General features: G+C 73.6%; 9 protein-coding genes. 2 read left to right on the plus strand and 7 right to left on the minus strand.

What is annotated here, in order from left to right; genetic code table 11:
* The 3 genes from GWK25_RS00010 to GWK25_RS00020 all read right to left on the minus strand — a co-directional run.
* The coding region (locus tag GWK25_RS00010) for a polyketide synthase (protein ID WP_308404130.1) at positions 1-5,100 on the minus strand (5,100 nt) is incomplete at its 3' end.
* Between the two features lie 131 nt (positions 5,101-5,231).
* Positions 5,232-5,804, minus strand: a complete 573-nt coding sequence (locus GWK25_RS00015) for a hypothetical protein (protein WP_215447695.1) — start codon at positions 5,802-5,804, stop codon at positions 5,232-5,234.
* Positions 5,805-5,890: 86 nt separating this feature from the next.
* Positions 5,891-6,637 carry a hypothetical protein gene (locus GWK25_RS00020; protein WP_215447697.1) on the minus strand — a complete coding sequence of 249 codons (747 nt, stop codon included), beginning with the start codon at positions 6,635-6,637 and terminating at the stop codon, positions 5,891-5,893.
* Between the two features lie 251 nt (positions 6,638-6,888).
* Here GWK25_RS00020 and GWK25_RS00025 point away from each other — a divergent pair, with 251 nt between their 5' ends.
* The gene (locus GWK25_RS00025) at positions 6,889-9,897 is read left to right on the plus strand and encodes a SpoIIE family protein phosphatase (RefSeq protein WP_215447699.1); all 3,009 of its coding nucleotides are present in this window, start codon (positions 6,889-6,891) and stop codon (positions 9,895-9,897) included.
* A 153-nt stretch (positions 9,898-10,050) separates the two neighbouring features.
* Here the strand turns inward: GWK25_RS00025 and GWK25_RS00030 are convergent, their stop codons facing one another.
* Entirely contained in the window at positions 10,051-11,085 is a 1,035-nt protein-coding gene (locus tag GWK25_RS00030; RefSeq protein WP_215447701.1) for a DUF5937 family protein, read from the minus strand.
* A 439-nt stretch (positions 11,086-11,524) separates the two neighbouring features.
* Positions 11,525-13,183, minus strand: coding sequence for an alpha/beta hydrolase (locus tag GWK25_RS00035; RefSeq protein WP_215447703.1), 1,659 nt, complete (start codon positions 13,181-13,183; stop codon positions 11,525-11,527).
* Between the two features lie 261 nt (positions 13,184-13,444).
* Between GWK25_RS00035 and GWK25_RS00040 the strand changes: the two genes are divergently transcribed.
* Positions 13,445-13,918 (plus strand): carboxymuconolactone decarboxylase family protein, encoded by a 474-nt coding sequence (locus tag GWK25_RS00040; protein ID WP_215447704.1) that lies wholly within the window; start codon positions 13,445-13,447, stop codon positions 13,916-13,918.
* Positions 13,919-14,106: 188 nt separating this feature from the next.
* Here the strand turns inward: GWK25_RS00040 and GWK25_RS00045 are convergent, their stop codons facing one another.
* A complete protein-coding gene (locus GWK25_RS00045; protein ID WP_215447705.1) occupies positions 14,107-14,457 on the minus strand; it encodes a hypothetical protein in 351 nt (116 codons plus the stop codon).
* Positions 14,458-14,487: 30 nt separating this feature from the next.
* A complete protein-coding gene (locus GWK25_RS00050) occupies positions 14,488-15,648 on the minus strand; it encodes a Rieske 2Fe-2S domain-containing protein (protein WP_251828622.1) in 1,161 nt (386 codons plus the stop codon).
* Positions 15,649-15,657 lie beyond the last annotated feature (9 nt).

Consider the following 15,657-nt stretch of genomic DNA (forward strand, 5'->3'; position numbering starts at 1 on the left):
GGGTACGGGCACCGGCCCGGATGCGCTCGCCGGCCCGGATGCGGACGCCGCTTCGGATGCGGGCGCAGACGTCTGCGCGGATCCGGGCGCGCTGTCGAGCCGTCGTGCCCAATGGTGTTCGCGTTGGAAGGGGTACGGGGGCACGGGGACCCGGCGTCGTGTCGTGTCCCGGGCCGGGGACGTCGGGGAGAGCGGGGTTCCCAGGGTCCAGAGTCGACCGACCGTTTCGAGCAGGGCACCCGCTCCCCTCGCCCCCGTCGGCCCTTCGCCGGTCGCCAGGGCGGGCAGGACCGTCACCTCGGCTCTGGCGGCGGCCGGGTGGGCGGCGGTGACCGCCTGGATCGGGGCGGAGAGCGTGGCGCCGGGGCCGAGTTCGACGAACGTGTCGTAGCCCTCGTCGAGGAGCCGGGCGACAGCGGGGCCGAAGCGGACGGGGCGGATCGCGTGGTCGCGCCAGTAGCCGGAGTCGGGGGTCAGGTCGGGGGCCCAGTGACCGGTGACCGTGCTCAGCATCGGAACGGCGGCCGGGTGCACGGTCAGGGCCTTCGCCGCGCTGTGGAGGGGGTCGAGCACGGGACCGAGCAGCGGGGAGTGGAACGCGTGGGAGACGCGGAGCCGCCGGGCGGCCACGCCCCGCGCGGTGAGCGTCGCCACCGCCCGGTCGACGGCCTCGGACGCACCCGACAGCACGATCTGCGTGGGTGAGTTGACGGCGGCCACGGTGAGGGCGCCGTCGGAGTCGGAGACCAGGGCGGCGACGGTCTCCTCGTCCCCCCTGACGGCCGCCATGGCGCCCGGCGTGGTGAGTCCGCCCATCAGGCGGCCGCGTTCGGCGGCGAAACCGACCGCCTCGGCCGGCGGCAGGGCGCCGGCGACACACGCGGCGGTGATCTCGCCGACGCTGTGCCCCACGACGGCGTCCGGCGCCACGCCCCACGCGGCCAGCTGCCCTGCCAGGGCCACCCCGAACGCGACGAGCAGGGGCTGTGCCACCTCCGTCCGGGCCAGGGCCTCGGGATCGGCGTCCTCGTCCAGACACCAGGCGGCCAGGCTGCGCCCCGACACCGGCCCGGTGAGCGAGGACGCCTCCTCCAGAAGGTCCCGGAACACGGGTGCCGAGCGCCACAACTCCCGCCCGAGACCCGGCTGTTGGGACCCCTGCCCGGGCAGGACGAACACGGTCCGCGCCCGTCCCCGGGCGAGCCCCGTCACCGCGCGGCGCGGACGGCCCGCGACGCCCGCCCGACCGGGGCCTCCCGGACCGGCCGGACGACCAGAACCACCCGGACGACCAGGATCTCCCGCTCCACCTACTTCACCCGCGCCACCCGCGTCACCGACACCTGGCCCGTCACCGACACCTGGCCCGTCACCGACACCTGGCCCGTCCCCGGCACCTGGCCCGTCCCCGGCACCTGGCCCGTCCCCGGCACCTGGCCCGTCCCCGGCACCTTCGGGGCCGTGGGCCCACGAGCGCCCGGCCTCTTCGAGTCGTTCCGCGAGGTCGCCCTCCGCCGGCAGGGCCAGTCGGTGCGGTCCCTCGTCGCGCGCGGTGTTGACGGTGGCGCACACGTCGCCCTCGTCCAGTTCGGGGTGGGCCCGCAGATGCGCGGCCAGCTCGGCGGCGCCGGACCGCAGGGCGCCCTCGGTCCGGGCGGACAGGGTCAGCAGGTGCGGGCCTTCGGCGGCCGGGGTGGCCCCGCGCCCGTGCCGGTCCCGGGGCGCCTCCTCCAGGATCGCGTGGGCGTTGGTGCCGCCGAAGCCGAAGCTGTTGACGCCGGCGATCAGGGGACGGCCGTCCGCGCCGGCCCACTCCTCCTGCTCGGTGACGAGGCGGAACCCGGGGGCGGTGTCGGCGAGGAACGGGGCGGGGGCGGTGACATGGAGGGACGGCGGGAGCCGGCGGTGCGCGAGCGCGAGGGCGACCTTGACCAGCGCGGGCATGCCGGCGGCGTTGAGCAGGTGCCCGACGTTCGTCTTCACCGAGCCGAGCCGTCGCGGAACCCCGTCGGCGCGGGGTGGGAACACCTGCCCGAGCGACCGCGCCTCGACCGGGTCACCGATCGGCGTTCCCGTGCCGTGCGCCTCCACGTACGACACGTCGGCCGGATCGACACCGCACTCCTCGTACGCCCGGCGGATGACCTCGCGCTGCCCGCGTGGGGTCGGCGCGAGCAGGCCCAGCGAGCGGCCGTCGTTGTTCACGGCCGTGCCGCGTACGAGCGCGAGGACCGGGTCGTCGGCGGTGCGGGCGTCGTCGAGGCGGGCGAGGACCAGCGCCGCGCCGCCCTCCCCCGGGACGAAGCCGTCCGCGTCGGCGCCGAACGCCCGGCACCGGCCCGTCGGTGACACCGCGCCCGTCGCCGCGAGGAGGCGGTGGCCGGTCGGGGTCAGGCCCAGGTTGACGCCGCCGACCACGGCGAGGTCGCACTCGCCTGACAGCAGGCTGCGCCGGGCCAGGTGCAGGGCGACGAGGGCGGAGGAGCAGGCCGTGTCGACGGCCAGCGCGGGGCCGTCGAGGTCCAGCACCTGGGAGACACGGGCGGCGATCAGGTTGGGCAGGTTGCCGGTGAGGGCGGACGGGTGGCGGGCGAGGTCCCCGTCGGCGGCCTCGGCGAGGATCTCGCGGTACCCGCTGTCGCCGGTCGCCGCGAAGACCCCGACCCTGCGGCCGGCCCGCCGGGGCCCCGCGTACCCGGCACGCTCCAGCGCCTCGTGCGCCAGCTCCAGGAAGATCCGCGCCTGCGGGTCGGTGGCCCGGGCCTCCGCGTCGTCCATCCCGAAGAAACGGGCGTCGAAGGCCCCGGGATCGCTCAGTCGGCCGCCCGCGTCCCCGCCGACGGTGTCCCCGCCGGTGGCGAGCAACTCCCAGAAGTCCTCGGGCGTCCCACCCCCGGGGAACCGACAGGCGACGGAGAGAACGGCGAGGGCACGGCCGTCGCCACCGCCTCGCCCCGAACGGACCGCAGGCCCGTCAGGGGCGAGGGCCTGTGACACATGCGGCTCCGCCGCGTGGGCGCGACCAGCCACGACGTGCCCGCACTCGCCGACGGACAACGCCTCCCGAACTCCCAGGCGCCCTCGGCTCTCACCGCCACCGCCACCGCCACCGGCACCGGCCCCCAACAACCCCAGCACATGCCCGGCCAGCGCCCCCACCGTGTCGTGGTCCCGCAGAGCACCCGGCTCCACCGTCACCGCGAACTCGTCCTCCAACCCGGCGAGCACGGCCATGGCCTTGAGCGAGGAGCCCCCGAGGTCGAAGAACCTTTCCCGCAGCCCGACTTCGGCCACGGGAACGTCCAACACCCGTGCCCACACCGCCCGTACGGCCTCCTGGACCTCGCGCAGTGAACGAGGAGCACCTTCGCCCCCTCCCTCCGCGGGGCTGTCCACCACCGCGGAGCTGTCCACCACCGCGGAGCTGTGCACCGCAGCCGTGTCGACCCACTGCCCCTCGACCGCCGCGTACTCCCCGGCCTCGAACCTCTCCCGCAGGACGCCCCGCCGCAACTTCCCGCTGGTCGTCCGCGCGAACGCCCCCGGCGGCAGCGGCAGCACCCGGACGTCGTCGTGTCCGAGGGCCTCCCGCAGCCGGCCGGCCGCGGCGCGGAGCACCCGGGCGGCAGTGGACCGCTCGGGCCGGGCCCACTGCACGAACGCGACGACCCGCTCACCCCCGCCGTCCGGGTCGGTGGACCCCACGACGGCCACGGCCCCGGACGGCAGTCCGGGCGTCGCGGCGACCGTCTCCTCCAGGTCGGCTGCGTGGAACGTCCGGCCGTTGGCGAACACGACGTCCTTGTGGCGCCCGGTGACGCACAACCGCCCGTCCCGCAGGAACCCGAGGTCGCCGGTGCGCAGCCAGCCGTCGTCCCCGAACGCCGCCGCGCTCGCCTCGGGCGCCCGGTGGTACCCGCGGCCCACCTGCGGGCCCCGCACCTCCACATGCCCGACCCGCTTCTCGCCCGCCGGGGTGCCGCTGTCGTCGGTGATCCGGACCTCGCACGCCGCCACGGGCCGACCGAGGTCCATCAACTCCAGCGCGTGCGGGCCGGGTCCGGTGTCCACGACCCGTCCGGCACTCAGCGCGGCCCGGTCCAGCACCAGCGGCGTCGCGGTCTCGCCCAGCGGCGGTACGGTCACCGCGAGGGTCGCCTCGGCCAGGCCGTACACCGGGAGCGGGGCGCGCGGGTCGAGCCCGGCCGGGACCGTGAGGGCCGTGAACTCCCGCCACACGCGGGGGGCGATGGGTTCGGCGCCGACGAGCAGCAGGCGTACGCAGCTGAGATCGAACCGGGCGAGCGCGGCGGCCGGGACGCGGCGGGCGGCGAGGGCAAGGGCGAAGTTCGCGGCCGACAGGAGGGTCGCGCGGTGGCGGTCGACGGCCTCGAACCACAGGGCGGGTCGCTTCGCGAAGGACAGCGGCTCGATCCGGATCTGCTTCACGCCCGCGGCCATGGGGACCAGGTGGGTGCCGATGAGCCCCATGTCGTGGAAGTACGGCATCCAGGTCGCGATCACGTCGTCCGAGGTGATCGCCATCGCGGCGCGGATCTGGCGGAGGTTGGCGAGGACCCCGGCGTGGGTCAGTTCCACGCCCTTGGGGGTGCCCGTGCTGCCGGAGGAGAACTGGAGGAAGGCGATGTCGTCGGGCGCGGGGCGGGGCAGGCGCCGGGGCGGGTGGCCCTGCCGCAGCTCCTCCAGCCGCAACATCCGTATGGAAGAGCCGAGTTGGCGGACCGTGGCCGTCGACGCGTCGTCCGTCAGCACGGGAGGTCTGTCGAGGAGTTCCCACACCGGGCCGATCCGGCGGGGCTCCGGCGCGAGGGGGACGGGGACGGCCCCCGCCGCCAGCGCACCCCAGAACAGGGGCTGGAAGGTGTGACCCCGGTCGGCGACCAGCGGCAGGGGAGTGCCCGGGGTCACGCCCGCCGCGAGCAGGCCGCCGGCCACACGCAGTGCGTCGTCGCGGAGTTCGGCGAAGGTGACCGTGTGCTCGCCGCCGTCCCCCCGGACGTGCACGACGCTCTGCCCGGGGGTCTCCCGCGCCGCCTGGAGCAACACGTCCAGCAGCGTCGGGTCCACGCCGTCGTTCACACGTTCATTCGATCTCTCCACCGTGCGGACACTACAAGCCGTCCGGGCCGGTGGCGGGCGGCGACGGCCGGTCGGGTCGGCGGTCCCGGCACGCCGGGACCGCCGACCCGAGGTCGTCCTGCGCTCCGCCCCTACGTCCAGCTGTGGGCCACGTCCACCACGAGGCGGTCGGAGAGTTGGAGCACCCGGAACGGCAGCCGGGCGCGGACGCCGACGCCGATCTGGGTCTCGCCCTCGAAGCTGCCGGCGAAGCGGGTGTCACGGAAGGTGCGGTAGCCGGTCAGGTCCACCCCGGGAAGGGGCCCTGCGACCTTGCCCGGGTAGACGACCCCGCCCGTCTCGGGGTCGTAGCTCGGCGCGGCGACCCGTATCTCCAGGATGGCTCCGCCGGTCACCGGGATGGGGTCGCCCGAGCCGACCTGGTGGAGCCGGTCGACGTAGTGGACCCAGTAACCGACGCGGTCACCGCCGTCGGGCACGTCGAACACGATGCGGTCGAAGCAGTCGTGCCGGCCGGTCCTGATGTCCGTCAGCGGCACGGCACCGCTGTCGGGGCTGCCCTTGACGCCACTGCCCCAGCCCGTCGGGCAGGCCGCGGCGGCTCGCGCGGCACCCCCGGGCGCGGCACTCGCGGTGGCCGCCGCCGTCCCGATCGCCGTCCCCGCGAGCGCCAGCGCCAGAACCGCGGCTCCGATTCGTCGCATGTCGTCCCCCCTTGTTCGTACAACGCTGCGGTAGCGCTGTTATCGGATGAGACGACCAGGTATGGCGGAAGGTTGTACTCCGGGTCCTACTTCTGCGCCACGGGCGAACCGCTGCGTTCCGGGTGGCGGCGGCGGGCCGTCGGGCTGGGGGAGGGGACCTTGTGGAGGAGGGGTGCGGCGGTCGGGCGGCCGGGGCCCGGGCCGGACGGGCGGCTCACATACCGGCTGTGCAGACTGTCGTCGATCCGCCAGAGGATGCCGGTGGTGCGGCCGGTGGGGGCAGCCGGGTCGAGTTTCGCGGTGAAGGAGGCCAGCCGGTCGTAGAGGGTCCGGGCGCGCGCTCCGGTCGCGGTCAGCTCCGAGGTGGTGGCGTCGTGGAGCGCGTCGAGGACGTGGACCAGGTTGTGCCCGGACAGCTGGACGTCCTGCATACCGCCGTCCGCCTTGGTGATCCGGCCGGGCGGCAGGTTGGGGTCGGCGGTGAAGTGGGCCGCCCTGGTCGCGGTCGGGCCGACGCGGTCGTAGGGGTCGCGGGTGCTCTGCGTCCAGGCGGGCTCCCAGACACCGAACGCCGTGCGGGCCAGGAACGTCCAGGTGTCCTCGTGGCAGCGCAGGGTGAGGTAGGAGACGCCGGCCGCCCGCCGGAGGGTGTCGTTGTGCCCCTCGAGGGCCACCCGGTTCGCGGCGAGGGCGGCCCGGAGCACCACCCGGTCCTCCTCCCGCCAGCGCCGCTCCTGCTCACCACGCTGAGCCAGCAGATCCCGTTTGAGCTGCTGGTTGCGCGCGTACTGCTCGACGAACGTCTTGATCAACGTCTTCACTGCCTGGAACATCTCGAACATGGCGCCTGCTGGGGTCGGGCCGGACATCCTGGGGTTGCAGCGGCCCAACGACGTTCATCAGATCTTGGTCACGGCACCCACGTCGGCGCCCCTGCCTCGCGCGAAGGCTGAAGGGACGTCAATTGCGTTGCCACTAAACGCTGTTGACCTCCCCGGCCGACGCGCGGGCCGGCATCAGGAGTGAGTGTGGAATTCCTGTGGCGGACTGCCGTACGTGTGAGTAGAACGTTAGGGTCTGCCGTATGAACGCACGGCTGGCCCTGCTCGGCGCGGTGGAGCCCGGTGTCGCGGAGAGCGAGGTCTTCCGGCTGGCGCTCCAGCACGCGGTCGGCGAACTCGGCGCGCTCGGGGCGATGATGCATCTCAGAGGCCCCATGTCGGCCCTGCGTCTGGTGTCGACCAGCGGTCTCCCGCCCGCCCTGACCCGCCCCTGGGAGATCATCGACCAGGAGGGCCCGCTGCCCCCGGCCCGCGCCCTGCACCAGGGCAGCGGGGTGTGGTCCCCGCTCGGCTCCATGGCACTCGCCTGGCCCGGCACCGGGCTCGCCGCGTTACCCGTCTCCGGACGCGACCGCACCGTCGGGGCGCTCACCGTCCTCACCGGCGACCGGGGTGAACCCACCGGCCTGCAGTGGGACTTCCTGCGGTCCGTCGTCGACTGGACCCAGGACCGCATGACGTGCGCCTCCCCGCCGCCCGGCCCCGCACCGGCCGAACCCAACGCCGAGCGGCTGCGGCAGGTGCTGAAGGAAGCCAGCGTCGGCTCCTGGGACTGGGACATCCAGAGCGGCGACCTGATCTGGGACGAGGCCGCCCTCCAGCTCTACGGCACCCGGCCGGCCGAGTTCACCGGCAGGATCGAGAGCTGGATGCGGATCGTCCACCCCGACGACCTCCCGCACACCCTGGCCGCCGCCGAGCGGGCGATCCGCGACCACACCGTGTACGAGGCGGAGTACCGCGTACGGCGCCTCGACGGCACCTGGGGCTGGACCCGGGCCCGCGGCCGGGCCACCTACGACGAGCACGGCGCACCCGACCGGATGATCGGCGTCGGCTGGGAGAGCGACCAGGCGCGCTCCGCCCGGGACGCGGTCGGCCGGGCCCTGCGCCACATGAGCGACGGGTTCCTCGCCGTCGACGACGACTGGCGGATCACCTTCTCCAACCTGGTGGCGGAACGCACCCTCGGCCTCACCGAGGAGGAACTGTTCGGACGGCAGCTGTGGGAGCTGCCCACCGTGCGCGAGTCGCCCTGCCTGGAGACCCGCTGCCGGGATGCCGCCGCCGAGGAGAAGCCCGCCGGGTTCGACGTCCATGTGCCGGGCCACGACCGTGTCTACCACCTGCGGCTGGTCCCCGGCCCCGACGGCCGCACCATCTACTTCACCGACGTCACCGACCGGCGGCGGCACGAGGAGGAGCGCCGTGAGGCCGAGCGCGCCGCCTCCGAACGGGCCCACCGCATCGCCGCGTTGACCGCCGCGCTCGCCAAGGCGACCACCTCGCAGGATGTCGTCGACGCGGTCGCGCTGCGGGTGCTGCCGCCGTTCGCCGCCAGCGGTCTCCTCGTCCAGACCGTCGAGAACGGCAGGCTCCACAACGTCGGCGCCGTCGGCTACTCGCCCGAGTTCATCGACCTCGTCGACCACCGCCCCCGCACGCCCTACGGCCCCGCCTGGGACGCCATCAACACCGGCGTCCCGGTGTTCATCTCCTCGCCGCAGGAGTACGCCGCCTACGTCCCCCAGCACGCCGACCTGCTCGCCCGCGCGGGCAAGGCGTCCTGGGCGTTCCTGCCGCTCACCGCGTCCGACCACACCTTCGGCGTGTGCGTCGTCTCCTTCGAACGGCCGCGCCGCCTCACCGACGAGGAGCGCACCCTGCTGACCGCGATCAGCGCCCTCCTCGCGCAGTCCCTGGAACGCGCCCGGCTCTACGACCTCGAGCACACCCGGTCCCGGGAACTCCAGCGCGCCCTGCTCCCCCAGGACCTGCCGGCCCTCACCGCCTGCGAGTCGGCCGCCCGCTACCTGCCCGCCGGCCAGGGAATGGACGTCGGCGGCGACTGGTACGACGTCATCCCGCTCTCCAGCGGGCAGGTCGCCCTCGTCGTCGGCGACGTCATGGGCCACGGCCTGTCGGAGGCCGCCACCATGGGGCGGCTGCGCACGGCCGTGCACACCCTCGCCGACCTCGAACTGCCCCCCGACGAGATCATGGGCCACCTCAACGACATCGTCGGCTCCATGGGCGAGGACTCGTACGTCACCTGCCTGTACGCCCTGTACGACTCCACCACGGAGGTCTGCTCCCTCGTCCGGGCCGGGCATCCGCCACCGGCCGTGGTCCTCCCCGACGGCACCGTGCGCTTTCCCGAGTGGACCGCCGACCCGCCGCTCGGCGCGGCCGAGCCGCCGTTCGAGACACTGGAGCTGAGCGTGCCCGAGGGCAGTCTGCTGGTGCTCTACACCGACGGGCTGGTCGAGTCGGCGACACGCGGCATCGACGAGGGCATGGCCGGCCTGGCCCGGCTGCTGCGCACCGCCCACGAGGACGGCACCGCCGCCGACCTGGAACGCCTCTGCGACACCCTCACCCACGGTCTGCTGCCCGCCGAGCACGCGGCGGCCGACGACGCGGCCTTCCTCGTCGCCCGGCTGCACGCGCTCACCGGCGACCGGATGGCCTCCTGGCCACTCCTGGACGACCCCAGGGCCGCCGGGCAAGCCCGCCGACACGTCCGCGAACAGCTCGCCGCCTGGGGTCTGGACGCCCTGGTCCCCACCACCGAACTGCTCGCCAGCGAACTCGTCGGCAACGTCGTACGCCACGCCAAGGGCCCCGTCCGGCTGCGGCTGCTGCACGGCTCGGCGCTGGTCTGCGAGGTCTTCGACGGCAGCCTCACCATGCCGCGCATACGGCGGGCCGGCGACACCGACGAGGGCGGCCGCGGCCTACAGCTGATCACCGCGCTCTCCCAGCGCTGGGGCACCCGCTACACCGCCACCGGCAAGTGCATCTGGACCGAACAGTCCCTCACCGACCCCGGCCCCCGGCCCACAGCGCCGTCCGGCCCGCAGGAGCACACGCTTCTGGTCCCGGCCGACTTCGACGGCGACCTGGACGCGCTGCCCTTCGACGACATCGGCATCGCCATCGACGTCGACACCGGCACAGGTGCCGGCACAGGTGTCGGCACCTGTGCCGGCACCGGCGGGGAAAAGCGGCGGGGCGGCAGCCGCCGGTGACTGCCGCCACCGGTTGCCGCCGCCCCGCACCGCAGGGTGCGTTCAGCAGTTGCGGATGGAGTAGACGGGACCCCAGTTGACGGCGTAGACGCCGCCGTCGGCGGGGTAGGAGGCCAGTGCGGTGCCGCTCGAACCGTAGGCCGCGCCTCATCGTCAGCGGCACCGCTCGGCCGGTGCCATGGCTTTCGAGCGTGGTCGAATGCCGCAGGTCGTGCCGCCTCCGAGGAGGTCGATGCCCAGGGTCGTGACGGTGTGCAGCACCGCACCGCCGATCCGCCGGCTGGTCAGCAGCCCCGACTCCCGGAGCACGGCCACATGGTGGCTGACGGTCGCCGGGCTGAGCCCCACCCGGGCCGCCACCTCGCTCGTGGTGCGGCCGTCGGCCACCTCCTCCAGCACGGCGGCCCGGGCCCGGCCGAGCAGCGCGGCGAGCGCCTGGTGCGTGCCGGGCGCGTCGGGCGGCGGGGCCAGCCAGCGGGGGTCGTGGGCCACCGGGTACACGAGCACCGGCGGCAGGGAGCCGTCCTTGAGCACGATCGGGCCGGGCCAGCAGAAGAACGAGGGGATGATGCGCAGGCCCCTGCCCTCCAGGTGCAGGTCGCCCTGGAGGTGGGCGCCCGCGATGTGCAGCACCGGCGCCGACCAGCGCAGGCTGGGGTGCAGCCCGGCAGCCAGACCGGCGAAGCCGGACCGCAGCAGGGCCCTGGCCGCGACCGACCTGGCATCGTCGAAGCGGGCCCGGACATGGGTCCAGTACGGGGCGACGAACCGCTCGTGATGTCTGCGGACCAGACCGCCGAGCCCCCGTAGGGCCTGGGGGTCGCCGTCGGCGAGCGGCCTGGCCCAGCCCGGCAGGGGGCGGGCGAGGGACAGCTCCGTCAGGTCGGTCCGCAGCCTGGCGCGGGGGGTGGTGAGCATCGCGTCGAGGCCCGCCTCGAAGCCGCCGGCCGCCCCGGCCGGGGTCAGGAAGTCCGCCGAGTAGCCGCGCGGCGGCGCGAGATGGCGCAGTCTCGGCAGCTCCGGGTCGAAGAAGCCGCGCGACGCCCGGCGCCAGCGGCCGAAGATCAGGGCGCCGTCCCGGTTCTGCAGCAGGTGCAGGCTGAGCAGCCCCTCCCACAGCGGGTCGGGTTCCTCGGCCAGCACCACCCTGGCCAGGTCGTCGTACGTGAAGTGGATCCGCAGCCCCATCGGCCCGCTCCCCCCAGATCCGTGCGGCGCGACGTGCCGCGGACGTGTCGCAGACATGCGGGACCCCGGGCCGCCCGCCATGGAGTGGAGGGGCGGGCACCCCGGGGTTCACGCTCGATCGGCCGGCCCGGACCGCCGGCTCATGGCCGTCGGCCCGGGGGCCTGGTCGCTCGACCTGACCGGTCGCTCGCCGTGACCGGATCGGCCGAGGCAGCCGGTCAGCCGAGGCAGCCGGTCGGTCGACACGGCCGGTCGGTCGACACGGCCGGTCGACCGACGCGGCTGGTCGACCGACGCGGCTGGTCGACCGACGCGGCTGGTCAACCGATGTGGCCGGTCCGTCGACGGGACCGGCCAGCCGAGATGGCTGGTCGGCCGACGCAGTTGGTCCACCGATGTGGCCGGCCGACCGATGTGGCCGGTCCGTCGACGGAGTCGGTCAGCTGGCGTCGCCGATGCGCTCGACGCGCTCGTTGACGCCGTTGCGCAGCTCGCTCAGGGTCGTGCCGGGCGGCGCCGTCTTCGGCGTCGAGGACGGCGGCTGGGTCTCGTCCGCGCAGGTGGTGCCGGAGGCCGGGACCACCTGGTCGACGAGGTAGTTCACGACCGCGTCCGTCGCACAGGCGCTGCGGCCGAACGCCGTGTGACCCTCGGCGTCGAACGTCAGCAGCGAGGCGTTGTCCAGCTGCCGGGACAGCGCGACCGCGTCCTGGTACGGGGTGTCCGGGTCACCGGTGGTGCCGAGCACCAGGATCGGCGCCGAGCCCTTGGCCCGGAAGGAGCCGTCGTAGCGGCTGGGCGTCTCGGCGGGCCACTGGACGCACGCGGTGGCGTGCTGGTGGTCGTAGGTCGGCGGACCGAACGCCATGGCCGGGCCCAGCAGCGGCGCGTCCTTCGCGTTGGCCGTGACGTTCCGCTGGAGCTTGCGCAGGCTCTTCGGGTACTCCTTGTCGACGCACTCCACGACCACGTTCGGGCCGAGGAAGTCGTAGCTCGCCGGGGACGGCGGCCGCAGCAGGAACGAGGTGTTGTCCCGCGCCTGCGCCTTCTTCAGCGCCGCACCGAGGGAGGGCCAGATGACCTTGCCCTCGTTGATGTTGAACATCAGCCGGTAGACGAGGGTGTAGCCGTTGGCCTTGCCGCCGTTCGCCGTGGTGACCGGGTTGGCGTCGAGGTCCTTCTTCAGCTGCTCGAACGCCCCGCGCGGGTCGCCGTCGCCGAAGCCGCAGGCCGCCTGGTCGGCGGCGCACCAGTCGAGGAAGCGGCTCATCGAACCGTCCAGCGCCAGGTACTGGGCCCGGTCGTAGGCGTAGGGGCGGTAGGCGTACTTGTACGGGTCGTACGCCCCGTCGAGCGTCAGCGCCCGCACCCGCTTGGGGAACATCGACGCGTAGACGGTGCCGATGTACGCGCCGAACGAGCGCCCGTAGTAAGTCAGTTGCTCCTCGCCGAGGGCCTGGCGCAGCAGGTCGATGTCGCGGGCGACGTACTCCGTGCCGACGTACGGCAGCAGGCCGCCCGAGTTGTCGAGGCAGGCCTGGTTGAACTCGGCGGCCTCGCTCAGCGCCGGGCCGAAGGCGTCCGGGCCGGGGACGCCCTTGGCGTCGGTGACGGCCTTGGTGTAGCGGGCGTCGTCGAAGCAGGTGAGCGCCGAACTGCGGCCGACACCGCGGACGTCGTAGCCGAAGACGTCGAAGGACTCGCGCAGGGCGGCCGGGAGGTCGTCGTAGTTGTTGCGGACGAAGTCCACGCCGGAGTTGCCCGGTCCGCCGGGCTGCATGAAGAGGGTGCCCTTGCGCTTGGCCGGGTCGGCGGCCTTCTTGCGGACCACCGCGAGCGTGATCTTGCGGCCCCCCGGCTCCCGGTAGTCCAGCGGGACGTCCGCGTTGGCGCACTCGTACCCGCCCTGGCAGTCGGTCCAGGTGAGCGTCGGCACGGGCGGCGGCGGGGTCTTCGCCGACTGCGGCTGCCGGGTCGTGTCCTGTGCGGCCATCGCCTGGGTCGCCGTCCCCGTCGCGGCGAGGACGAGCGCGGTGACGGCGGCACCGACGAGTCTGAGCCGAGAGGTACGTCTGGGTGCGTACCGATACGTGGTCATGAGTGTGTTCCCCCCTGGGAATACGTGTCCACGGCAACCCACTGGTCAAGGTGGGGCCGGAGCATGTCTAACTGAGGAGAGGGCAGAAACGCCAGAGAGGTGCCGTCGTGGCCGACTTTCCACGCAATCTCTTCACCCTGCTTGCCGGGCAGGACGGGCGGTCGGGGAACGTGGCGGGCGTCACACGCAGCCGTGTCACATCAGCGCGGGCCCGGCCCGTCCATGTGTTGTCACCGCACACGACGGCACAAGGAGCCCGCCATGGAAGCGCGTCTGAACCTGTTCGCCAACCCCCTCACCGGCAAGCTCATCAAGCACCTCGTCGGCGCCGACAAGGTGATCGCCTCGTCCGAACTCCCCAAGTCGACACAGGAGTTGGTGAAGATCCGCGCCAGCCAGATCAACGGCTGCGGGTACTGCCTCGACATGCACACCAAGGAGGCCGAGCACGCAGGGGAGACCGCGCAGCGCCTGCACATGGTGGCGGGCTGGCGGGAGGCCAAGGTCTTCACGGACGCCGAGCGCGCCGCGCTGGAACTCGCCGAGCAGGGCACCCGCATCGCCGACGGGGCCGGTGGCGTCCCGGACGAGGTCTGGGAGAACGCGGCCAAGCACTACGACGAGGACCAACTCCTCGCCCTGGTGGCGCTGATCGCCCTCATCAACACCTTCAACCGGCTGAACGTCATGGTGCGGCAGCCGGCCGGTGACTACCAGGTGGGCATGTTCGGCTGACCCTCTCCCCGCACATGAGCAAGCCCCCGGGCCGTTCGAAGGGTACGGCCCGGGGCTCGACATCACCGCGGATCAGTACCCGCGGCACCTGCCCACGTCGACCGGCACGATCTGCGGGTCGTGGTCGCTCACGAGACCCGAACCTCCCTGCCCCGTTCAGCCCCGGCCGGCCCGGCCCGCGCCCGCCCCTACTCCCCCTCCCGCTGTGCGAACTGCAACGAGAGGGATCGCAGGACGTCCGTGGCCGTCGTGTCGGTCCGGCCCTCGTCGTGTACCTCGGCCAGGTGCACGAAGGCGTACGAGAAGCAGTTGGCCAGGGTCACGATGGCCGGTGCCAGGGCGTCCGTGATGATGTGCGCGGTCTCCTGCGCGGAGGCGTCGGCGGGCAACTCGATCTTGGGCAGGGTCTCCACGAGCAGCGCGGAGACGGCCCCCGTCAACGCCACCTCGACGCCGGGGTTCTCGCGGGTCTGCCGCCGTACCTCGACCGCCTCGGTGAGAATCCCGACGACGCGCTGCATGATCTCGGATCGCTCCATGGGGGGGAGCTTAGGACTCCGTCGGTGCCCCTAAACCTCCGACCGAGCCGCCTCGACCGCGCGTCTCTCCATGCCCGCGCCGCCCGACACGTCCGCGCCGCCCGACACGTCAGCGCCGTCCGTCATGCCCGCGCCGTCCGACACGTCCGCGCCGCCCGACACGTCCGCGCCGTCCGTCATCCCCGAGCCAGGACGCGCGTCGGCGCCCGGAGGCTCCGGATAGAACTGCGCGTACCACCGCCGCAGCGCCCTGATCCCCTTCTCGTGGGGCAGCAGCACCGGCCGGGCCTGATGGATCTTGTGGTCCCAGATCCGCACCTCCTCGCGCACCTCGCCCAGCGCCTCGGCCCGGAAGACGAGCTTGAACAAAGGGGTGAGGAAGGGAAGTCGGCGTGGTCTGCGCAGGTAGTACAGCATCCGCAGCTCGCTCGTGCGGTCGTCGACGGGAGTGCTGAGCGCGATGGCGGTCACCGACAGCACGGGCCCGTGGGCCCGGACGACCATCACACCCGGCCCGTACATGAACGCGTCGAACGTGTTGTGGATGTCCCACCCGAACACGCGCCGGCTGATCGTCCCGCGCGCCTCGGCGAACGGCCCGTCCTCCCGCCACTCCTGGACCGGCGGCTCGCTCTGCCCGTGGATGAAGTGGAAGTGGGACTCGTCGACGATGTTCTCGCGCATCTCCTGGACATGGATCCGCGCCCGGCACGTGTCGTCGATGGGCGAGGCGAACCGCCGAGACCCCGCCTCCTCGATCTCCGGCACCTCCCAGGAGGGTTCGCCCACCCCACCCGGCGTCACTCCCTGCATCACACCCGGCGTCGCACCCGATTCGCCCGGCGCGTCCGGCCCGACGTACACCAGGACGAGCCCACTGTGCTCGCGCACCGGAAACCCGCCGATCGACACCTTGGGCGTCCGCACGGCGAACGGCGCCTCCACGCACCGCCCGTCCGCCCCGAACCGCCACCCGTGGAACGGGCACTGCACCGTCCCGTCCACGACCTTCCCGCCGACGCCCAGATGCGCGCCGTAGTGCGGACAGTGCGCGTCCCGTACGGTGGCCCGCCCGTCCGCCCCACGGAACGCGATCAGCGCCCGCCCGAAGTAGTGCAGGCTGACGACCTTCCCCGCCGGCAACTCCACGCTGCGCAGCACCGCGTACCACCCGTAGGGCACGCTCGGCATCGGATACGC

Origin of the sequence: Streptomyces sp. ATCC 21386, assembly GCF_018728545.1 — a bacterium.
Lineage (GTDB): Bacteria > Actinomycetota > Actinomycetes > Streptomycetales > Streptomycetaceae > Streptomyces.